Source organism: Streptomyces sp. NBC_01268, assembly GCF_036240795.1.
GTDB lineage: Bacteria > Actinomycetota > Actinomycetes > Streptomycetales > Streptomycetaceae > Streptomyces.
On sequence record NZ_CP108454.1, the window covers coordinates 7,354,472 to 7,373,758 of the forward strand.

Annotated in this window: 21 protein-coding genes; 11 read left to right on the plus strand and 10 right to left on the minus strand. The window is 74.1% G+C overall.

Going from position 1 to position 19,287, the window contains the following annotated elements; genetic code table 11:
* From OG309_RS33140 to OG309_RS33160, 5 genes are all read left to right on the plus strand, one after another.
* Positions 1 to 1,005: an ABC transporter ATP-binding protein gene (locus OG309_RS33140; protein WP_329428664.1), complete on the plus strand. Its 1,005-nt coding sequence runs from the start codon at positions 1 to 3 to the stop codon at positions 1,003 to 1,005.
* Positions 989 to 1,672, plus strand: coding sequence for an ABC transporter ATP-binding protein (locus OG309_RS33145; protein WP_329426578.1), 684 nt, complete (start codon positions 989 to 991; stop codon positions 1,670 to 1,672). The genes OG309_RS33140 and OG309_RS33145 overlap by 17 nt, the downstream gene beginning before the upstream one ends.
* Positions 1,669 to 2,322, plus strand: coding sequence for a hypothetical protein (locus OG309_RS33150; RefSeq protein WP_329426579.1), 654 nt, complete (start codon positions 1,669 to 1,671; stop codon positions 2,320 to 2,322). Before OG309_RS33145 ends, OG309_RS33150 begins: the two co-directional genes overlap by 4 nt.
* A 285-nt stretch (positions 2,323 to 2,607) precedes the next feature.
* Positions 2,608 to 2,802 carry a hypothetical protein gene (locus tag OG309_RS33155; protein ID WP_329426581.1) on the plus strand — a complete coding sequence of 65 codons (195 nt, stop codon included), beginning with the start codon at positions 2,608 to 2,610 and terminating at the stop codon, positions 2,800 to 2,802.
* Between the two features lie 131 nt (positions 2,803 to 2,933).
* Positions 2,934 to 4,523 (plus strand): hypothetical protein, encoded by a 1,590-nt coding sequence (locus OG309_RS33160; RefSeq protein ID WP_329426582.1) that lies wholly within the window; start codon positions 2,934 to 2,936, stop codon positions 4,521 to 4,523.
* A 63-nt stretch (positions 4,524 to 4,586) separates the two neighbouring features.
* Here OG309_RS33160 and OG309_RS33165 read toward each other — a convergent pair whose 3' ends face one another.
* From OG309_RS33165 to OG309_RS33190, 6 genes are all read right to left on the minus strand, one after another.
* Positions 4,587 to 5,384: a VOC family protein gene (locus OG309_RS33165; protein WP_329426584.1), complete on the minus strand. Its 798-nt coding sequence runs from the start codon at positions 5,382 to 5,384 to the stop codon at positions 4,587 to 4,589.
* Between the two features lie 145 nt (positions 5,385 to 5,529).
* Positions 5,530 to 6,384: a DUF6585 family protein gene (locus OG309_RS33170; RefSeq protein WP_329426585.1), complete on the minus strand. Its 855-nt coding sequence runs from the start codon at positions 6,382 to 6,384 to the stop codon at positions 5,530 to 5,532.
* A gap of 32 nt (positions 6,385 to 6,416) precedes the next feature.
* Positions 6,417 to 6,911, minus strand: coding sequence for a nucleotide triphosphate diphosphatase NUDT15 (locus OG309_RS33175; RefSeq protein WP_329426587.1), 495 nt, complete (start codon positions 6,909 to 6,911; stop codon positions 6,417 to 6,419).
* A 61-nt stretch (positions 6,912 to 6,972) separates the two neighbouring features.
* Positions 6,973 to 8,133: a YncE family protein gene (locus tag OG309_RS33180; protein ID WP_329426589.1), complete on the minus strand. Its 1,161-nt coding sequence runs from the start codon at positions 8,131 to 8,133 to the stop codon at positions 6,973 to 6,975.
* A gap of 309 nt (positions 8,134 to 8,442) precedes the next feature.
* A complete protein-coding gene (locus OG309_RS33185) occupies positions 8,443 to 9,816 on the minus strand; it encodes an MBL fold metallo-hydrolase (RefSeq protein ID WP_329426591.1) in 1,374 nt (457 codons plus the stop codon).
* A gap of 10 nt (positions 9,817 to 9,826) precedes the next feature.
* Complete coding sequence (locus tag OG309_RS33190) at positions 9,827 to 10,921, minus strand: sulfite oxidase (RefSeq protein WP_329426593.1); 1,095 nt, start codon at positions 10,919 to 10,921, stop codon at positions 9,827 to 9,829.
* A gap of 96 nt (positions 10,922 to 11,017) precedes the next feature.
* On the opposite strand from OG309_RS33190, the gene OG309_RS33195 reads away from it, so the two are divergent.
* Complete coding sequence (locus OG309_RS33195; RefSeq protein WP_329426595.1) at positions 11,018 to 11,602, plus strand: Type-2Aa cytolytic delta-endotoxin; 585 nt, start codon at positions 11,018 to 11,020, stop codon at positions 11,600 to 11,602.
* Between the two features lie 106 nt (positions 11,603 to 11,708).
* A complete protein-coding gene (locus OG309_RS33200; protein WP_329426597.1) occupies positions 11,709 to 12,875 on the plus strand; it encodes an alpha-hydroxy-acid oxidizing protein in 1,167 nt (388 codons plus the stop codon).
* Between the two features lie 73 nt (positions 12,876 to 12,948).
* Here the strand turns inward: OG309_RS33200 and OG309_RS33205 are convergent, their stop codons facing one another.
* On the minus strand, positions 12,949 to 13,863 hold the full coding sequence (locus tag OG309_RS33205; RefSeq protein WP_329426598.1) for an NAD(P)-dependent oxidoreductase: 915 nt from the start codon (positions 13,861 to 13,863) through the stop codon (positions 12,949 to 12,951).
* Positions 13,864 to 13,932: 69 nt separating this feature from the next.
* Here OG309_RS33205 and OG309_RS33210 point away from each other — a divergent pair, with 69 nt between their 5' ends.
* The 4 genes from OG309_RS33210 to OG309_RS33225 all read left to right on the plus strand — a co-directional run bounded on the left by OG309_RS33210 (position 13,933) and on the right by OG309_RS33225 (position 16,874).
* Complete coding sequence (locus OG309_RS33210) at positions 13,933 to 14,283, plus strand: winged helix-turn-helix transcriptional regulator (protein WP_329426599.1); 351 nt, start codon at positions 13,933 to 13,935, stop codon at positions 14,281 to 14,283.
* A gap of 187 nt (positions 14,284 to 14,470) precedes the next feature.
* On the plus strand, positions 14,471 to 15,493 hold the full coding sequence (locus OG309_RS33215; RefSeq protein ID WP_329426601.1) for a zinc-dependent alcohol dehydrogenase family protein: 1,023 nt from the start codon (positions 14,471 to 14,473) through the stop codon (positions 15,491 to 15,493).
* A 157-nt stretch (positions 15,494 to 15,650) separates the two neighbouring features.
* Positions 15,651 to 16,472, plus strand: coding sequence for an IS5 family transposase (locus OG309_RS33220; RefSeq protein ID WP_443067645.1), 822 nt, complete (start codon positions 15,651 to 15,653; stop codon positions 16,470 to 16,472).
* Positions 16,473 to 16,544: 72 nt separating this feature from the next.
* Positions 16,545 to 16,874, plus strand: a complete 330-nt coding sequence (locus tag OG309_RS33225) for a hypothetical protein (RefSeq protein WP_329425335.1) — start codon at positions 16,545 to 16,547, stop codon at positions 16,872 to 16,874.
* Positions 16,875 to 16,882: 8 nt separating this feature from the next.
* Here OG309_RS33225 and OG309_RS33230 read toward each other — a convergent pair whose 3' ends face one another.
* From OG309_RS33230 to OG309_RS33240, 3 genes are all read right to left on the minus strand, one after another.
* Complete coding sequence (locus tag OG309_RS33230; RefSeq protein ID WP_329428665.1) at positions 16,883 to 17,305, minus strand: DUF6114 domain-containing protein; 423 nt, start codon at positions 17,303 to 17,305, stop codon at positions 16,883 to 16,885.
* A gap of 53 nt (positions 17,306 to 17,358) precedes the next feature.
* Positions 17,359 to 18,003, minus strand: a complete 645-nt coding sequence (locus tag OG309_RS33235; RefSeq protein ID WP_329426602.1) for a DUF6230 family protein — start codon at positions 18,001 to 18,003, stop codon at positions 17,359 to 17,361.
* A 179-nt stretch (positions 18,004 to 18,182) separates the two neighbouring features.
* On the minus strand, positions 18,183 to 18,884 hold the full coding sequence (locus OG309_RS33240; RefSeq protein WP_329426604.1) for a TetR/AcrR family transcriptional regulator: 702 nt from the start codon (positions 18,882 to 18,884) through the stop codon (positions 18,183 to 18,185).
* Positions 18,885 to 19,287 lie beyond the last annotated feature (403 nt).

Sequence of the window (19,287 nt, forward strand, 5' to 3'; positions counted from 1 at the left end):
GTGAACCCGCAGATCGCGCGGGCCCTCGCCGCCGTCACCGCCGAGCGGGCCGAGGACGCCGTGCTGAGCGTCCGGGGCCTGACCGTGCGCTTCCGGCTGCGCGGCGGACGCGGCGTCGCCGCGGTCACCGACGCCGACTTCGACCTGGCGGCGGGGGAGTGCCTCGCCCTCGTCGGCGAGAGCGGCTGCGGCAAGTCCGTCCTCGCCTCCGCCCTCCTCGGCCTCCTCCCCGGCAACGCCGAGACCGCGGGCAGCGCCCTCCTCGACGGCACCGACCTGCTCGCCGCCGACGAACGCACCCTCGCCCGCACCGTACGCGGACGGCGCGTCGGTCTCGTCCCGCAGAGCCCCGCCGCCCACCTCACCCCGGTGCGCACCGTACGGGCCCACCTGGAGGAGACCGTCCGCGCCCTCACCGGCACCCCGCGGCGCGGCCGCAGGGGTGCGGCCGAGGCCGCCGCCGAACGGGCCGCGTTCCCCGCCGGACACCTCGACCGGTACCCGCACGAACTCTCCGGCGGCCTCGCCCAGCGCGCGGCCACCGCCCTCGCCCTCATCGGCGACGCGCCCCTGCTCCTCGCCGACGAGCCCACCACCGGACTTGACCGGGAACTCGTCGACCGCACCGCCGACGAGCTGCGCCGCCACGCCGACGAGGGCAAGGCCCTGCTGCTCATCACCCACGACCTGGCCGCGGCCCGGCGGGTCGCCGACCGGGTCGCCGTCATGTACGCCGGGCGGATCGTCGAACTCACCTCCGCCGCCCGCTTCTTCGGCGACCCGGGCCCCCGCCACCCCTACGCCCGCGGCCTGCTGGACGCCCTCCCGGAACGGGAGTTCACCCCGATCCCCGGGCTCCCGCCCGAGCTGTCCGACCTGCCCGACGGCTGCGCCTTCGCCCCCCGCTGCGCCCGGGCCACCTCGGCCTGCGCCGTCCGGCCGGAACTCCTGGCGGGCACCGCCTGCCACCACCCGTGGGGAGCCGACGATGCTCGAACTCCATGACGTCACCGCCGGATACGAGCGCCGCGCGCCGGTCCTCCGGGCCGCCTCGCTCACCGTCGCCCCCGGCGAGTCCGTCGGCCTGCTCGGCCCCAGCGGCTGCGGCAAGTCCACCCTGGCCCGGGTAGCCGCCCTCCTGCACCGCCCCGACGCGGGCCGGGTCCGCGTGGACGGCACCGAGGTACGGGCCTGGCGCCACCGCGCCCCCCGCGCGCTGCGCACCTCGATCGGGGTCGTCTTCCAGCAGCCCCGGCTCTCCGCCGACCCGCGACTGCGCCTCGCCGACCTGATCGCCGAACCGCTGCGCGCCACCGGCCGGCGGGGCGAGGTCACCGAACGCCTCGCCGCCCTCACTCCCGTCGTCGGGCTCACCGGCGACCTGCTGGGCCGCCGCCCCCACGAGGTCAGCGACGGGCAGCTGCAGCGCGCCTGTCTGGCCCGCGCCCTGGTGCTGCGGCCCCGCTGGCTCATCTGCGACGAGATGACCGCGATGCTCGACGCCTCGACGACCGCCGCCCTGGTCGGCGCGGTGGAGGCCTACCGCGCGGAGACCGGCGCGGGCCTGCTCGCGGTCGGACACGACCGGGTGCTCCTGGAGCGCTGGTGCGACCGCACGGTGGAGTGGGCCGACTGCCTGGCCGCCGGGGCCCCGGGAGAGAATGCGGCATGACCAGCCCCTGGACCCCGCTGCCCGACGCCCATCCCCTCGGCGGGATGCGCCCCGTCCTGGAGGCGGCGGACGCGGTCCTCGGGCACGAACCGAAGGACGGGTACGAGGACCGCTGCTGGGTCCTGCACACCGTGCACGACGGGGTGCGGCGGCTGCGCTGGCGCGAGATCCTCGCGGGCGCGGGCCGGCGGCCCCTGGCGGAGTGGCCGAAGACCCCCTCGTACCTCCTCTTCGAGGGCATCGAGGGGCGGGGCGACTGGGAGGGGCCGTCGGACGGGGAGATCGACCGTGCCTGCCTGGAGCGGCTCGTCGCGCTGCTCGCCCGGCACGGCGCCGACGGGCCGGACACGCCGTGCCACGCGGCCCAGGCGCCGATCGAGGACCTCGGCGTGCCCGCCCCGGCCCGTGCGGGGCGGCTCGCCGACGCGCCCGCGCACCACGACCACTGCTCGGGACGGAGCGGCGAGGCCTGGCTGCAGTTCCCCGCCAACTGGTGGGCGGTCGACGGGTCCTGGTTCGTGCTGACCGACTGGGACCTGTGCGCCACCGAGGTCTTCGGCAGCGCCGAGCTGATCGCCGCGCTCCTGGCCGACGAGGAGCTGGAGGCCGTACGCCACCCGAGCATCGCCGAGACCTGGGCGCGGGGCTGACCCACGCCGAACGCCCTGAGGAGCACCGACGAACGCCGACGAACGCCGACGAACGCCGACGAGCTCCGAGGGACGCCGACGAACGCCGACGAACGCCGACGAGCTCCGAGGGGCGGCGAGGGGTGCCGCCGAGCGCCGGGGAACGGCCGGTGCGGGCGCCGAGGAACGGTCTGCTCCGCAACGTCACCCGGATGGGCGCGCCGCCATACCGCCGTCCGGATCGTCCGGTCCGCCACACTGTCGGCCGAACGCCGCAATCCGGTGCGGCGCGAGGAGGGTTGCGCGATGGCCGTTTCCGTATCCGTACTGCTGCTCCTGCTGGTGCTTGCCGTGATCTTCCTGCGCAGCGGCGGCCTGAAGCTCTCCCACGCGCTGGTCTGCGCGCTGCTCGGCTTCTTCCTGGCCAGCACGAGCATGGCGCCCACCATCCAGAACGGGGTCGCCGCCACCGCCAACGTGGTGTCCAGCCTGAGGCCCTGACCGGCGTCCGCCGGATCGTTTCCCGACCGTGAAGTGCGCGTGAAACGGAGCGCGTTCCCATGTACATCTCCAGCACCCGGGCCTAGCGTCGCCGCGGCGCGACCTTGTACGCACGCACCCGAGGAGCCGCATTGACCACCCGACCCCCCGGTCGGCGAGCCCGCGCGCTCGCGCTGATCGCCGCCGTGAGCGCGACCGCGCTCGCCCTCGCCACGCCCGCCCTCGCCGACGGGATACCGCTCGCCCCCGGGCACCGGCTCGTCGAGCACTACGAGGGGGCGCCCGCCACCGCCCGGCCCGTCCCGGCCGAGGCCCCGCCCCAGCACCCGTACCTCGCCCCCAACGGGCGCAGCGGCATGCACGCCGACGCCGCCGGCAGCGGCACCCACCCGTTCTCCGGGCCGCTCGGCCGCGACCCGCGGGTCGACAGCGAGAAGATCGCCGCGCTGGGCGGCGAATGCGCCACCGTCACCTTCGACGCCGGCGGCCGGCTCGTCACCGTCTGCGGCACCTTCAACGGCTTCCTGCTGAAGCTGCTCGACCCGCGCAGCCTGGACACCCTCGCCGAGTACAAGCTGCCGCAGCGCTCCTCCACCGTCGAGGCCCTCACCCGCCTCGACTTCGAGAAGATCTTCAAGGACACCTCCGGCGGCGCCTACTTCTACCTCGACGACCGCGACCGGGTCGTCCTGGCCGACTCGCGCCAGCACGTCCTGCGGCTGTCGCACCGTCAGAAGACGGACGGCGTCTGGGAGTTCGTCGTCGAGGACGACTGGGACCTGACCTCCCTCGTCCCGCACGACTGCGTCAGCTGGACCCGTCTCTTCCCCAGCGGCGTCTGCGACCCGGTGACCTCCGTGATGCCCGACTGGGACGGGCGGATCTGGTGGGTGACCCGGCTCGGCCGCGTCGGCACCGTCGACCCCGGCACCGGCGCCCTGCGCGCGATCCGGCTCGACGGCGAGGAGATCCAGAACTCCTTCTCCGTCGCCGAGGACGGTGTCTCCATCGTCTCCGACCACGCCCTCTACAGCTTCCGCGCCGAACCCGACGGCACGCCGCGCGTCCAGTGGCGCCAGACCTACGACCGGGGCACCGGCACCAAGCCGGGCTCCGTGAACCAGGGCTCGGGCACCACCCCCGACCTCTTCGGCCAGAACGGCGCGCGGTACGTCGCCATCACCGACAACGCCGACGACCGGATGAACGTCCTGGTCTACCGGCGCGGCACCGACGTGGCCGAGGCGGACCGGCTCGTCTGCCGGGTCCCGGTCTTCGGCTCCGGGGCCTCCACCACCGACAACTCGCTGATCAGCTGGGGCGACAGCCTCGTCGTCGAGAACAACTACGGCTACGAGAACCCCGGCACGCTGACCTTCGGGCGCAGCGTCGTCGGCGGCGCGACCCGCGTCGACGTGCGCGCCGACGGCAGCGGCTGCGACACGGTGTGGGAGAGCGACGTCCGCTCGCCCTCCACGGTGCCCAAGCTGTCCACCGCCAACGGCCTGCTCTACTTCTACGAGAAGCGGCCCCACGCCCTCGGCATCGACGCCTGGTACCTGACGGCCGTCGACTTCCGCACCGGCGGGCGGGCCTGGTCCCGGCTGACCGGCACCGGCCCCGCCTACGACAACAACTGGGCGCCGATCACCATCGGCCCCGACGGCACCGCGTACGTCGGCGTCTTCAACGGCATCGTCGCCGTCCGCGACGGCGCCTGACGGCCGCCGCGGGCGCGCCCGGGACCCCTGAGGGGACCCGGGCGCGCCCGCTGAGCAGGGGGCTCAGACCATCTCGGGCATCTTGCCGACCGTGGTCTTGACGTCGATCACCGCGAACGCGGCGCCCTGCGGGTCCAGGATGGCCGCGAACCGTCCGAAGGGGCTGTCCATCGGCCCGAACACCTTCCGCCCGCCGGCCCGCTCGGCCGCCTCGACGGCCTTGTCACAGTTGTCGACGGCGAAGTAGATCTGGATGTACGCGGGGACCTCGGCCGGGAAGTCGTCCGGGCTCATCACCATCCGGCCCAGGACGGGGCCGGCACCCAGGTCGAAGACCCGGTAGTCCATGTGCTCGTCCTTGATCTTCTTCGAGCCGAAGTCGAAGACCGCGGTGAAGAAGTCGTCGGACTTGCCCGGCTCGCGGGTGAAGACCTCCGCCCACACGTAGCTGCCCGTCTCGCCCTCGAGCTCGAAGCCCTCGTGGGCTCCGGCCTGCCAGACGCCGAACACCACGCCGGTCGGGTCCTGCGCCAGGCACATGGAACCGAAGTCGCCGACCTTCATCGGCTCCATCAGCAGGGTGCCGCCGGCGGCCTTGATCTTCTCCGCGGTGGTCTCCGCGTCGGGCGAGGCGAAGTACAGACACCAGGCCGACTGCGGCTCGCCGTCCTGTCCGGGCATCGGCGGGACGACCGCCGCGACCGCCTTGCCGTTCTTGTAGGCCTGGGTGTAGTTCCCGAACTCCGAGGCGGACTCGCCGAAGGTCCAGCCGAGGACGTCGGCGTAGAACGACTTCGCCCCCTCGATGTCCGTGAACATCGCGTCGGTCCAGACCGGCGTGCCTTCCGTGCGTGAGGCCATGACGGGACTCTCTTCCGAATCGATGACGTGTCTACGGCCACGCTAACCAGCTCCGCTCCGGCCCGCCTGGTGACGCACCGTGACGATCTCCGCCCCGCGTCCCGCCACCCGTCCCCCCATCCGTCCCGGCACGCGGCCCGGCACGTCACCGACGGTGTTCGCGGACGGTCGGCGACAGCTCCTTGAGCAGCGCCCAGAAGACCGGGAAGTCGGGGATCTCCTTCGACTCCCGGGCCCACCGGCCGCCGCCTGCGGTCCGCACCACGACCAGGCCGTCCCCGCGCAGCTCGCACCGTCGCACCCGCTCCCACGGGGACGAGCCCGACGGCAGCGTGATGCCCCGCCCGTCCAGCGCCACCTCGCCGAAGGCCACGCTGCCGCCCTCCTCCAGGGCGGACACCGCCGTCGGCAGGGCACGGCGGACCGTCTCGTCCAGGACGATCTGGGCCAGCTCGCGGATCTGCGAGTCGGTCGGCTTCGGCACGGTCTCCTCGTTGACGAACCCGCCCACCGACACCACCCGCCGTCCGCCGGTGGACAGGCGGTACGCGTAGCGCGTCCCCGCGTAGCCCCCGTGGACGTAGGTGCGGGTGACGTCCTGGTGCATCGCCGTCACCGAGGCCCAGGGCAGCGCCCGCGCGCCGCCGTCCGCGCCCGGACAGAGCAGCCCCCGCTCGTACAGGTACACGTACTCGTCGGGCCGTAAGGACGCGGCCGGCACCCTGCCGTACCGCCACACCTGCCGCCCGAGCAGCCCGAACGGCAGCACGAGGAGCGAGATGCCCGCCCAGGCCCCGACCAGCCGGGTGACGAGCACCGGGACCCACAGTCCCGCGACGGCGAGGAGCAGCAGCGCGGCGGGCGGCACGCCGCGGCGCCGTTCGCCCTCGGAGTGGTGCGCCCGAAATCCCCGTAAGTACACCCCGAGCCCGGCCTCACGCGCCGCACGCGTGGCCTCCTCGCCCGGCGGTGGCACCGTCACCCGGTCGCACGTCGTCACAGCGCACCCCCCTCCCCCTCCTCGGCATGATGTCAGGGGCGTCCCGGGGGTGCCAGACGCCGGACGGCGTAGCGGTGGAACGGGGCGTCGTCGATGGGGAGTTCGGGCCGCCACAGCTTCAGGACCTGGGCCGAGGGGAGGAAGAGCGCGGTGGGCAGCCGGCCGGGGTCGGTCCACTCCCAGCGCTCGATCTTGTCGGGTTCGGCGACGGCCGGGGTGCCGGTGTGGGCGCGGACGATCGTCGCGGCGGTCATCCGGGTCAGCTCCGCGGAGGTCCGGGTGTCGAGGATGAGTCCGACGACCTGGGCGTCGGCCTCGTCCGCCACGAGCGTGGTCTCCTCGGCCAGTTCGCGCACCGCCGCCTGTTCGATCGACTCGCCGGGGTCGACCTTGCCGCCCGGGAGCTCCCAGACACCGGAGCGGTGCAGACCGAGCAGGACGCGGCCGGCGGCGTCGGTGACCACCACGCCCGCGCCGAGGGAGGCCTGCGCGGGTGGCGGCTGGGTGTTGCGGTGGGCGGCGGTCATGGACTCTCCTCGGGCCGGGGCTCGTTGTGCTCCCCAGCCAACACCATGGCACCGACAGGGCTCAGAGCACCGCGATGCCCAGGGGCCGCGAGCCGGCCGTCAGACGGTGGGTGGTGCCGTCGGCGAGGTCGACGACCGTCAGGCCGTCCCAGTAGCCCTCGCGGGTGAAGCCGCCCGTGACGTAGGCGGTGCGCCCGTCCTTCGAGACGGCGACGTCCTCGTGCGGGCCGTCCAGGGGGTAGACGCGCTCGGCGCCGCCGGGCGAGCGGACCGTGAGGGACGGGCCCCGGTCGGTGGCGGCGTCGATGGGGCCGGTGCCGACGGTCAGGAGGGTGCCGTCGGGGGTGACCGTGACGCCGTGCTGGTGCGTGTTCGCCGTCATCGGCTGGATCTCGGAGCGGCCGGTGCGCGGGTCGAGGACGACGAGCCGCTCGCCCTCGAAGGGCAGCAGCAGCCGCCCGTCGGACGGGCGCACCGCCGCGTAGTGCGGCTTCAGCCAGGAGCCGAGCCCGCCCTCCGTCCCGTACGGGGCCACCTCGATCCGGCGCGGGCGCAGGGTGTCGGCGCGGACCACGGTCACGTCGAAGGAGTCGTGGTCCGTCGCGTACACCTCCGCGCCGTCGCGCGCGACGTCCACGTCGAAGGGGCGCCTCCCGACCGGCACGGTGTCCGTGACCTTCAGGGCCGCCGTGTCGATCACCTCCAGGGTGCCGTGCCTCCCGGGGACGTTGACGCCCACGTACGCCCGGCGCCCGTCGGGCGACAGGGCGATGCCCATGCCGCCGCCCCGGTACTCGCCGGTGGTGACGGGGCCCGTCGCCGTCCGGTACGGGACGAGGGCCAGCCGCGTGCGGGTGTCGGTGTCCACGACGGCGACGCCCTCGGCGGTGGCCACCCAGGCCCGGCCGTCGGAGCCGACCGCCAGCCCGTACGGCGCGGTGCCGACCCGCACGGAGGAGACCGGGCCGCGCTTCGGGTCGACGAAGGTGACCGTGTCCGAGCCGAAGTCGGTGACGAGCAGCGTGCCCGCGGGGGTGGGCGTGGCGGGGGACGCGGACACGGGCGTGGACGGGGACGCCGGAGCGGGTGTGGGCGTGCCGGGGGAGGGGGTCGCCGGGGACGGCGGTGCGGAGGCCCGGGCGGTCTCCGTGCCGCCCTGGGCGCAGCCCGCGAGCAGGGCGACGGCGGCGGCCAGTCCGGCGAGGGCGCGGTGACGGTACATCGGCGGGACTCCTGAGGCGGGGCGGGCAGGGCGCGGGGCGGGCGGGCCGCGGGGCGAGGTGGGACGGACGGCGGGACGGCGGGACGGCGGGACGGACGGCGGACGGACGGACGGCGGGACGGACTGACGGACGGGACTGACCGGACGGATCGGTGCGACTCGGCGCGTGCCGTCGGCGCGTGCCGTCGGGGCGTCGGGGTGTCGGCGCCCTCCGTCGCGGGACGACGGACACCGTCACCGGGTCGACGTGCGCCGGGGCGGCGGGCACCGCCCGTATCCCATGCTCCGGCCACCCAGGGGCCCGGCGGGTCATCCGATCGGCTGACCCGCCGGTGGCCGAAGGTCCCGCACCCCGCCGCTGGTCACCGCCCGCACCGCCAGGCCCGCCCGGTCCAGCAGGCCCGCCGCGACCGTCGCCCGTCGGCCGCTCCCGCAGACCGTCCAGATCTCCCGGTCGCGCGGCAACTCGACGACCCTTCGGGGCAGTTCGCTCAGCGGGACGTGCAGGGTGCCCGGGATGCCGCCCTCCGGGCGCTCCGGACGCACGTCGAGCGCCCGCACCTCGGGGAGCCTGGCGGCCAGCTCGGAGGCGTCCGCCGTCGGGAAGGAGCGCAGCGCCCGCCCGGCGGCCCGCCACGCGTCGACGCCGCCCGCGAGCACGCCTGCCACCTCCTCGTACCCGATCCGCAGCAGCTGGACCACCGCCTCCCGGGCGGCCTCGTCCGCCGGCTCGGGCAGGACGAGCACCAGGCGGGTGCCGAACGGCACCACCTCCGCGACCAGGCTCGCGAAGCGCTCGTCCAGTTCCTCTCCGAGCGCGCCCGGCAGGTGGCCCGCGGCGAAGGTCCGTCGGTCGCGGGCGTCCAGGACCTGGGCGCCGTCCCCCACCAGGCCGGCCACCGTCGAGGGGGCGAGCGGGCGGGGCACCGGCGGTCCGCCGAGGACGGTGGGGCCCGAGCGGTTGATCGGCGCCATGTAGCGGTAGTACGCGGGGTACGGCGGCAGGCCCGTGGCCCGCTCGGTGACGTACCGGTCCGCGTCGCGCGGCGCGAGCGCAGGGTTGCCGCGCCGCTCGGCCCCGACCGTCGTCGTACGGTCCCGGCCGCCCGGCACGGGGCCCGCGGCGCAGGAGCTGCCCGCGCCGTGCGTCGGCAGCACCCGGGTGGCGTCCGGCAGCCGCGCGAGCCGCCGCAGCGAGCGGTACTGGGCGCGGGCCAGCTCCTCGGTGTGCGCGGCGCCCGACAGGTCGGTGCGGCCCGCGCCGCCGACGAGCAGGCTGCCGCCGGTGAAGACGGCGGCCGGCGGCTCCCCCGCCTCGTCGAGGACGAGGTACGCGGTGTGCTCGACGGTGTGCCCGGGGGTCTCCATCGCCCGCACGGTGACGTCGCCGACCGTGATCTCGTCGTCCTCGGCGAGCGGCAGATGGGCGAAGGCGTACGGGGCGCGGGCCGGCCCCGCCACGGTGGCCCCGGTCGCCGCGCGCACCTCCAGGGCCCCGGAGAGGTAGTCGTTGTGGACGTGGGTCTCCAGGACGTAGCGGATCCGGACGCCCCGCGCGGCGCAGGACTCCAGCAGCGCCCAGCTGTCGCGCTGCGGGTCCACGAGCGCGGCCTCGTCGCCGCTGACCAGGAGGTAGCTGCTGTCGCCGAGCGAGGCGGCGGTCATGATCTCGATGGCGTGCACGGTGCCTCCGTCAGACGACGACCACGTCGACCGCCGCCACCGGATTGCAGCCGTAGCCGCGGGCGTTCCAGTGGGCCCGCTCCGGCTGGACCGAGCCGTCCGCGTCGGTCGCCCGCGCGAGCACCCGGTAGCGGCCGGGGGAGTCCGGCGTCCACGGGCAGGACCAGCCCGTCCACGCGTACGGCCCCGAGGGCTCCGTCAGTTCGGCGTCCCGCCACCCCGCCGACGGGTCCGCCGGGGCGTCCTCGTGCACGGCCCGCACCTCGACCCGCCGCACCGGCACCCCGTCGCCCGACCAGGCCCGGCCCCGCACCAGCGTCTCCCGGCCCCGCCGCAGGTCCTCGTCCGGCTCGGGAGAGGTGATCAGCGACTTGACCCGCAGCCCCGCGACCGGGCCCGCTGCGCCGCCGTCCGCGTCGACGTACACGTACTCCTCGCTCTGGAACACCCCGGCGAAGGGCTCCGTGACCGCCTGCGCCCCCACCAGCCACTTCACGTCCGCCACCGCGTACCGGCCGGGGACCACGAGCCGCACCGGCGCGCCGTGTTCGGGGGTGAGCGGCGCGCCGTCCAGACGGGTGGCGAGGAGGGTGCCGGGGTGGAGGGCGACGTCGAGCGGCAGGCTGCGGGCGAAGGGCGTGCGGCGCCCGCGCACGGTTCCCGCGTCGGCCCCGGTGAAGACGAACTCGACGGCCTCCGGGCCGATCCCGGCGCGCTCCGCGAGGAGCCGGAACGGTACGCCCGCGAACCGCGCGCAGCCGACCGCCCGCTGCCCCCAGGGCAGTCCGGGCGGCCGGGGCGTCATCAGGGCACGGCCGTTGCCCGCGCACTCCAGGACCACGTCGAGTTCGGTGTGCGGGAGGGCGAGCAGTTCCGCGTACCCGAGACCGAAGGGCGCGCGCACCGCCCCGTCGATCCGCAGCCGCCACCCGGCGGGCGGGAGGGCCGGCACGCCGAAGTGGTCGCGGACGAAGAGGGCGCCGGCGGGGGTGACCGGTTCGGTCAGGGCGGCCGACGGCGTCTCGGCGTTGTACGGGTCGGTGGTCACCGTCTCCGGCGCCCATGCGGTGGCTCCCGGCCCGCGCGGGATCACGGAGGGGCACATGGTCCTTCCAGGCTACGCCCGGACCCTCCTGGGCCACCCGCCGGGCGCTGGGTCATACTGACCCTCCTCGATCAACAGATTGTTTAAGGAGGACTCTTGGGCGCCAGCTTCAAGACGGTCGTCGAGGTGGGCCCCGGCCACCTCGCCCAGGCGCAGGCCCTCGGCCACGCCTTCCAGGAGGCCATCGCCCCCGCCACCGTCAACTACGACTTCGACCACATCCGCGACGCGGCCGCGGCGATCCCCGACAGCACCATCGTGCGGATGGTGCGCGGCTGGGTCCTCCAGGAGCACGCCCCCGTCCTGGTCATGGTCCTCTCCCTCAAGGAGGCCGTCCGCCAGGCCCTGCCGCCCGAGTCGGCGCAGGCGTCCTTCTGGGACACCGTCGAGCGCGAACTCGTCGACGCCTTCACGGGCCTCGCCGCCCAGGAGGGCCTGCCGGGCCTCGCGTACTACGAGGAGGGCGTCGACCGCACCCGCTACTACCGGGACCTGTTCTTCGCCCTCCAGGACGAGGAGACGGGTGCGCACATGTACGCCATCGCCTTCTGCATCGACGTCACCATCGGCCTCGGCAAGGAGGCCGTCGGCGCCCTGGAGATGACCGACGCCGTCCCCTTCGCGATCCGCCTGAACGCGATCGTGCTGCGCCAGGAGCTCGGCCGGGCCCTCGCCGCCTGACCCTCCGCACCACGTCACGGCCCGCCGTCCCGGGCCATGGCCTTCCGCGGGTACCGGGCGGTAGCGTCGCCGCACAGCGGAGACCGGCGGAAGGACGAGACGCGCGATGACCCAGCGGTTCGGCGACTACCAGAACGAGATCTACCTGGCCGGGCTCTTCGGGACCCTGCCCAGCCTTCCCATGACCTTCGCCGAGCTGGAGGACCGGGCCCGCGCCGCGCTCCCGCCGTCCGTCTGGTCGTACGTCGCCGGAGGCGCGGGCGACGAACACACCCAGCGCGCCAACGTCGAGGCCTTCCGCAACTGGGGCCTGGTGCCCCGGATGATGGTCGGCGCCGCGCAGCGCGACCTCACCGTGGACCTCTTCGGACTGCGGCTGCCCACCCCGCTGCTCATGGCCCCGGTCGGCGTCATCGGCCTGTGCGCCCAGGACGGACACGGCGACCTCGCCACCGCCCGCGCCGCGGCCCGCACCGGCGTCCCGATGATCGCCTCCACCCTGAGCGTCGACCCGCTGGAGACGGTCGCCGCCGAACTCGGCGACACCCCGGGCCTCTTCCAGCTGTACACCCCGACCGACCGCGCCCTCGCCGAGAGCCTGGTGCACCGCGCCGAGGCGGCCGGCTTCAAGGCCATCGTCGTCACCCTCGACACCTGGGTCACCGGCTGGCGCCCCCGCGACCTCGCCACCGGCAACTTCCCCCAACTGCGCGGCCACGCGCTCGCCAACTACACCTCCGACCCCGTCTTCCGCGCCCGCCTCGCCAAGCCGCCGGAGGAGGACCCGCAGGCCGCCGTCCTGGAGTGGACCGGCATCTTCGGAAACCCGCTCACCTGGGACGACCTTCCCTGGCTGCGTTCCCTCACCACGCTCCCCCTCGTCCTCAAGGGCCTCTGCCACCCCGAGGACGTCCGCCGCGCCAGGGACGGTGGCGTGGACGGCGTCTACTGCTCCAACCACGGCGGACGGCAGGCCAACGGCGGGCTGCCCGCCCTCGATGCCCTGCCGGACGTGGTGGCGGCCGCCGACGGCCTGCCCGTGCTCTTCGACTCGGGCGTCCGCACCGGCGCCGACGCCGTCAAGGCCCTGGCCCTCGGCGCCACCGCCGTCGCCGTCGGCCGACCGTACGCCTACGGCCTCGCCCTCGACGGCGCCGACGGCATCGTCCACGTCCTGCGCTCGCTGCTCGCCGAGGCCGACCTCGTCATGGCCGTCGACGGCTACCCGACCCTCGCCGACCTGCGGGCGGAGGGCGCGCTGCGCCGGGTGTGACGGGACGCGCCCCCTCACACCCGGCGCAGCGCCGTCCTCAGCGCCGTCCTCAGCGCCGTCCTCAGCGCCGTCCTCAGCGCCGTCCGAGGACCTCCGCGAGGCGGGAGAAGCCGTCCGCGCCGTGCCCGAGCGCGACCGTCCGGCGGGCCAGGCCTTCGGCGGCGCGCATCACGCCGGCCTCGATGCCGTGGTCCTCGGAGCTGTGCACGATGTGCGCCATCGACGACACCGCCGAGGTCAGCGGATTGCCCTCGCCCGAGTACGAGCCGCTCTCCACGTCGTCGGCCCACTCCCGGAAGAGCGGCGGCAGGATCGCCCCGATCCCCTCGGCGAACGGGGCCAGTTCGCGCGGCGAGACGCCCTCCGCGGCCGCCAGCGCCAGCGCGTGGGTGTACCCCGCCATCGCGGTCCAGAAGATGTCGAGCAGCGCGATGTCGTACGCGGCGGCCCGCCCCACGTCCTCGCCGAGGTGGGTGTGGGTGCCGCCCAGGACGTCGAGCACCGGCCGGTGCTCATGGTGCAGCTCCTCCGGGCCGCTGAACAGGAACACCGCCTGGGGCGTGCCGATGGTCGGGGTCGGCGTCATGATGGCGCCGTCGAGGTAGCGGATGCCGTGCTCCTCGGCCCACCGGCCGGTGTCCCGGGCCCGTCCGGGGGTGTCGGCGGTCAGGTTGAGCAGGGTGCGCCCCTTGAGCGCGGCGGTCACGGGCCCGCGCCGCAGCACGGCGTCCGAGGCGTCGTAGTCGACCACGCAGACGACCGTCAGCGGGCTCGCCGCGACCGCCTCCTCCGCGGTCGCCGCACCGAGCGCGCCCCGGGCGACCAGCTCGCCGTCCCGGCCGGGAGTGCGGTTCCACACGGTGGTGCGCACCCCGGCGGCGACGAAGGCCCCGGCGAGGGCGCGCCCCATGGGGCCGAGCCCGATCACCGTGACGGCACGGGGCGCGGGGGAGGAGGGGGACGTCGGGCGGGCGGGGGAAGAAGACATGACGGAACTCCCTTGTACATGAGGTAGGTAAGAAGGAAAGAGACGCCGATACGCCGGAGGACGACGCCGATGACGCGCAGCCGCGCCCTGGACACCGACGTGTGCGGAGTGACCGCCGCGATCGCCGTGATCGACGGCAAGTGGAAGACCCTGTTGCTGTGGCTGCTGGAGTCCGGCCCGCACCGGCCCGGCGAACTGCGCCGGAAGGTCCCGGCGATCAGCGAGAAGGTGCTGACCCAGGCCCTGCGGGAGATGGAGACGGACGGTCTCGTCCACCGTGAGGTGCACGACGTGGTGCCGCCGAAGACCGTCTACTCGCTGACCGGTTTCGGCCACGAGCTCGCCCGGGCGCTGGCCCCGCTCTCCGACTGGGGCCACCGCAGGCTGGACCGGCTCGCCGAGGAGCGCGCCGCGTCCTGATCCCTCGTCGTCCTCCTTTCGCGCGGCGTGCTCCGGGGCGTTCCCCCCGGGCTCGATCAGGTTCTCCCGGGGCGTGGGTGGCGACAAGTACCCACAAAAAAGTGGGTGTCGGCGAACCCCGTTGAAAGTACGACGGTCATCGAACTATGGTGATCATCCGCGTTCGGAACGACGAGGGGGAGGCGTGATGGGCACCAGGACGGTGCGGTTCCACGAGTACGGCGGACCCGGGGTGCTGCGGATCGAGGACGAGACCGTGGGGGAGCCGGGCCCCGGCGAACTGCGCGTACGGATCGACGCGATCGGCCTCAACCGGGCCGAGGCGCTCTACCGGGCCGGCACCTACATCGAGGACGTCGAGGAGTTCCCGGCCCGCCTCGGCGCCGAGGCCTCGGGTGTCGTCGAGGCGGCCGGTCCCGGTGTCGCCGGGTTCGTGCCCGGTGACCCGGTCAGCGTGGTGCCCGCCTTCTCGATGAACGCGTACGGCGTCTACGCGGAGCGCGCCATCGTGCCCGCCTCCGCCGTGTTGCGCCGCCCCGAGGGCGTCGGCGCGGTCGAGGGCGCCGCCGTCTGGATGCCGTACCTCACGGCGTACGGGGCGCTGGTCCAGGTCGGCGGCATGGGCGCGGGCGACACGGTCGTCATCACCGCGGCCTCCAGCAGCGTCGGCCTCGCCGCGATCGCCATCGCCCGCCGGGTGGGCGCCCTGCCGATCGCCACCACCCGCACCGGCGCGAAGAAGGACGCGCTGCTCGCGGCCGGGGCCGCCGAGGTGATCGTCACCGAGGAGGAGGATCTGGTGGCACGGGTCCGCGAGGTCACCGGCGGGCGCGGCGCCGAGTTCGTCTTCGACGCCGTAGCGGGGCCCGGGGTGCTCGACCTCGGCCGGGTCGTGGCGCCCGGCGGCACGCTGTTCGTGTACGGCGCGCTGAGCGGGCTGACCACTCCTTTCCCGGGCTTCGACCTCGGGATGCCGGCCCTGAACATGCGCACGTTCACCCTCTTCGAGACCACCCACGACCCGGAACGGCTGCGGCGCGCCGCGGCGTTCGTCTCCTCGGGACTGCGGACCGGGGCCTTCCGGCCGGTCGTCGACCGCACCTTCCCGCTGGAGGAGATCGCCGAGGCGCACCGCTACCTGGAGGCGGGTGCCCAGGTGGGCAAGATCGTCGTCACCGTCGACCACGGCCCGCGTCCGGCCGGCACCTGAGTCCTGCGTCGGGGTGTCCTGCCGTCCGGGCCGGGCTCGGCAGGACGCCCGCTAGGCCGTGTTTTAGAAGTGGGCTTCGCCGTTCGCCCTGCGCCGTGATGATCGCGGTGTGGGGCGAGGGGATCTTTCTGACGAGCAGTGGGCCGTGCTCGAGCCGATGCTGCCGGTCGCGATGCGGGGCAGGCCGGCGGTGGGGCGGAGGAGGCTGATCGATGGGATCCGGTGGCGGGTTCGTACCGGTGCTCCGTGGCGGGATCTGCCGTCGGAGTACGGGCCGTGGCAAACGGTCTACGGACTCTTCCGCCGCTGGCAACGTGATGGCACCTGGCCCGAATTGCTGACCGGACTGCAGGCCCGGGCGGACGCGGGCGGGCTGATCACGTGGGAGGTCAACGTCGACTCCACGATCTGCCGGGCCCATCAGCACGCTGCAGGCGCCCGCCGCGACGGACAGGCCCAGAAGGAACCGCCGGGCGGCACCCGCAGCGAACCCGACGACCACGGCCTGGGCCGGTCCCGGGGAGGCTTCACCACCAAGATCCACCTGGCCTGCGAGCAAGGCCAGCGGCCGCTGTCTCTACTGGTCACCGCAGGTCAGAGTGGTGACAGTCCTCAGTTCGCCGCCGTCCTGGAAGGCATCCGGGTCCCCCGCACCGGACCGGGCCGTCCCCGTGTCCGTCCCCTGCGAGTGCGGGGCGACAAGGCGTATTCGTCCCAGGCCAACCGGGCCTACCTGCGAAAGCGGGGAATCCGGTGCACGATCCCCGAGCCTGCCGACCAGGTGGCCAACCGCAAGCGGCGGGGGAAGGCCGGCGGGCGGCCTCCGGCGTTCGACCGCGAGGACTACAAGGCCCGGCACGCGGTCGAGTGCGGGATCAACCGGCTCAAGCGCAACCGTGCGGTCGCCACCAGGTTCGACAAACTCGCCGTCCGCTTCGAAGCCACCGTCCTGATCGCCGCGATCGGCGAATGGTTATGACCGGTCTGAGCTGTCGGTTCCTCATGCAATGCTGACCGCGACCAGGATCGACAGGGTGAGGGAGAGACAGCGATGGGGGCTCAGTACTACGGCGCCGACAGCGAGAACGGCGACCGCATCGACGACCCCTCCGAGGACGCGCTGTTCATGATGATCAGCGACCTCAACAACTCCGACAACACCTTCGTCGTCGTCCAGCCCGACGAGGACGACCCCGTCTGGTTCGCCTCCGTGGCCGTCCTCGATGAAGGCGGTTACGAGATCGTCCGCCGTGACACCTCCCGCGACGAGCACGAGGTCACCACGGCGACCAGCATCAGCAACATCGCCCGCGACCTCACCATCTGGATGGCCGCCCGCGACTTCCCCGGACGGCCAACCAAGCAGGTCAGCGAGTTCTAAAACACGACCTAGCCGGCCTTCGGGGCCGCCGTACGGCCGCTCCGGCTCCACCACCGCCGGCGCCGGGGCCGGTCGGGCAGCCAGCCGAAGGCCAGCGAACTGCCGACGAGGCCCAGCAGCATGCCGATGAAGAAGCCGCCGAGGTTGGACGTGACCCAGGTCGCCAGCGAGGCGAGCACGCCGATCACCGAATAGAACAGCCGCTGGCGGGGGTTGAGCACGATGAGCAGCCCGCACACCACCATCAGGATCGGCAGCACGTAACCGGCCAGGCTGTCCGCGCCCGCCGCGAGCACCACGGCGACGCTCGCCCGCTGGGTCACCAGGATCTCCACGCCGCCCAGCGCCACGGCCACGCCCGCGCCGAACGGCCTGCGGTGCCGCCAGCGCCGGAAGGCCCGCCACGGATGGCGGCGGTGTGCCGCCGCCACCGGTGCCGGGGCGACGGCCTGGTCGGTGCTCTGCGGGGCGTCCGGCGCCACGCTCAGCAGCCCTTCGAGCTGAAGCCCATGTGAAGGTCGGGCAGGGTGAACCGGGTCGCGGTGGTGGCGTAGTTGTTCTGCCGCACCTTGGTGATGTTGACCTTGTCGGCCTGCTGGCCGAAGGAGCCCAGCGGGCCCTTGATCGGCGGCTTGTCGTAGGTGCTGGCGTCGCCGCCGATCTCGATGTTCTCGAACTCGGCCAGCTTCGCGGCCATGTCGACCGAGTCGGTGGTCAGCCCCGAGGCCTTGACCGGGGTGCCCTTGTTGCCCGCGGTGATCAGCAGGTGGGTGCCGCCGAGCTCCACGCTCTGGCACAGGTTGGTGAGCTTGGCCTCGCGGAACGCGGTCACGATCACCAGCACCTGGCCGCCGGTGTCGCCCTCGTTGGGGCTGCCCTCGGCCATGGTGTCGAGCGCCCCGAACTGCCCGAAGCCCGAGCCCTCCAGGGAGTCGGCGGTCACGACGAACGGCATTCCGGAGATGGCGAACTGGGCGGCGAGCGCGCCGGAGGCGGTCAGTCCGACCAGGGCGCCGGCGATGAGGAACGCGGGTACCCCCATGTACGCGGCGCGGCGGTAGCGCACGCCGCCGCGTCTGTCCGTGTCGGGAGGGGAGTCGGGTCCGTTGGTGTCTTCGGACAGGGCCATGCGGTGCTCCTGACATGAGTGAGGAAACGGAGCGCGGCGACGTCCTGGCGCGGACGGTTCCCCCACCCGCCTGGGTCTTCCGGACTCGTGCGGAGGCAGTCGTGCCGCAGGGAACCGATCGGACCGTACGCCCGGGGATACACGCAGTCAACTCCCCGGTAACAAAAGGCTGTTGAGGATCAAGGAGTGGGAGATGCAGCCGGTCCGACCGGGCCGGCGAAGGGGGAGACGACCACGTGCACCAGCGCGTCGAGCAGGTCCACGAGCCCCGCGAAGCGGCCCTCGTCGACCGCCTGGTGCACGGCCGCGTGGACGGCGCCGACCACCGTGTCCACCAGTTCGGCCCGGCCGACCCCCGGCGGCCCCGGCGGGGCGTCCGTGAAGAACCGTCGAAAACTGGCCAGAAGTTCGGACCGTGCGCGGCGCCCCGCGGGCCCCACCGACTCGATCTCGACCACCATCGTGGCGAAGGCCGGGGTGTCGGCGAGCAGGGTGAGCAGCACCCGCAGCCCGGCCCGTACGGCGGTGGGCCAGGAGGCGGCGCCGCCGGCCTCCTCGTACGCCCGTTCCATGGCCCGCACCACCGTCTGCGTGCCACCCCGGAAGGCGGCCACCATCGCGTCCTCCTTGCCGGAGAACAGCTCGTAGAAGACCGGGCGGGTCACCCCGGCGGCCCGGCAGATGTCGCTGATCCGGGCGCCCGCGTAGCCGTTCGCCGCCACCGTGCGGGCCATGCCGTCGAGGAGCCGCTCGCGCTGGCGCGAGGCCACCTGCTCGGGACTGAGCCGGCGCGGACCCGGCCGCAGCGAGCGCTCGGGCTCACGGCCCGTGCGGGCTCCCGGCAGGACCAGTTCCTCCTCGACACCGCGCGTGCTCGTCATCGGCCACTTCCTCCGGTGGTTGTTGACGCCACATGCCCGACAGGATTACAACCCTCGTGGGTTTTCCTCTCGGTGTTCCGGGCGCATCGGTGGAGCCGCACCCCCGTGGGACGGGATGCGTCGCCGCCGCGGACCGCACACCGAGTATTACGCTCCACCCCGTATCGCGACACCGCTGTCGGAGATCCGTGGCGCCGGATCCCTCCGGCGGCGTCCGTCGCCCTCGTGTCGCCGCCGTGTCACCGCGTCCCCGTGAGCTCCGGCGTGCCGTTCCCGACGGCCGTCCCCGGTACGCGATCCCCGCACGGCGCGACCCCTCGTGCGTTCCCGTGAGCCCGCACGTCCTTCTGTGCGTGCCCACCCACGCCGACGTTCGCGTTCTTCCACCCTCCGCCATCGTGCG

Bases quoted from the DNA above. Each gene is read 5' to 3' on its own strand.
- OG309_RS33145 (WP_329426578.1), top strand. From the start codon at position 989: ATGCTCGAACTCCATGACGTCACCGCCGGATACGAGCGCCGCGCGCCG.
- OG309_RS33150 (WP_329426579.1), top strand. From the start codon at position 1,669: ATGACCAGCCCCTGGACCCCGCTGCCCGACGCCCATCCCCTCGGCGGG.
- OG309_RS33155 (WP_329426581.1), top strand. From the start codon at position 2,608: ATGGCCGTTTCCGTATCCGTACTGCTGCTCCTGCTGGTGCTTGCCGTG.
- OG309_RS33165 (WP_329426584.1), bottom strand. From the start codon at position 5,384: ATGGCCTCACGCACGGAAGGCACGCCGGTCTGGACCGACGCGATGTTC.
- OG309_RS33175 (WP_329426587.1), bottom strand. From the start codon at position 6,911: ATGACCGCCGCCCACCGCAACACCCAGCCGCCACCCGCGCAGGCCTCC.
- OG309_RS33180 (WP_329426589.1), bottom strand. From the start codon at position 8,133: ATGTACCGTCACCGCGCCCTCGCCGGACTGGCCGCCGCCGTCGCCCTG.
- OG309_RS33190 (WP_329426593.1), bottom strand. From the start codon at position 10,921: ATGTGCCCCTCCGTGATCCCGCGCGGGCCGGGAGCCACCGCATGGGCG.
- OG309_RS33200 (WP_329426597.1), top strand. From the start codon at position 11,709: ATGACCCAGCGGTTCGGCGACTACCAGAACGAGATCTACCTGGCCGGG.
- OG309_RS33205 (WP_329426598.1), bottom strand. From the start codon at position 13,863: ATGTCTTCTTCCCCCGCCCGCCCGACGTCCCCCTCCTCCCCCGCGCCC.
- OG309_RS33210 (WP_329426599.1), top strand. From the start codon at position 13,933: ATGACGCGCAGCCGCGCCCTGGACACCGACGTGTGCGGAGTGACCGCC.
- OG309_RS33215 (WP_329426601.1), top strand. From the start codon at position 14,471: ATGGGCACCAGGACGGTGCGGTTCCACGAGTACGGCGGACCCGGGGTG.
- OG309_RS33220 (WP_443067645.1), top strand. From the start codon at position 15,651: ATGCTGCCGGTCGCGATGCGGGGCAGGCCGGCGGTGGGGCGGAGGAGG.
- OG309_RS33225 (WP_329425335.1), top strand. From the start codon at position 16,545: ATGGGGGCTCAGTACTACGGCGCCGACAGCGAGAACGGCGACCGCATC.
- OG309_RS33235 (WP_329426602.1), bottom strand. From the start codon at position 18,003: ATGGCCCTGTCCGAAGACACCAACGGACCCGACTCCCCTCCCGACACG.
- OG309_RS33240 (WP_329426604.1), bottom strand. From the start codon at position 18,884: ATGACGAGCACGCGCGGTGTCGAGGAGGAACTGGTCCTGCCGGGAGCC.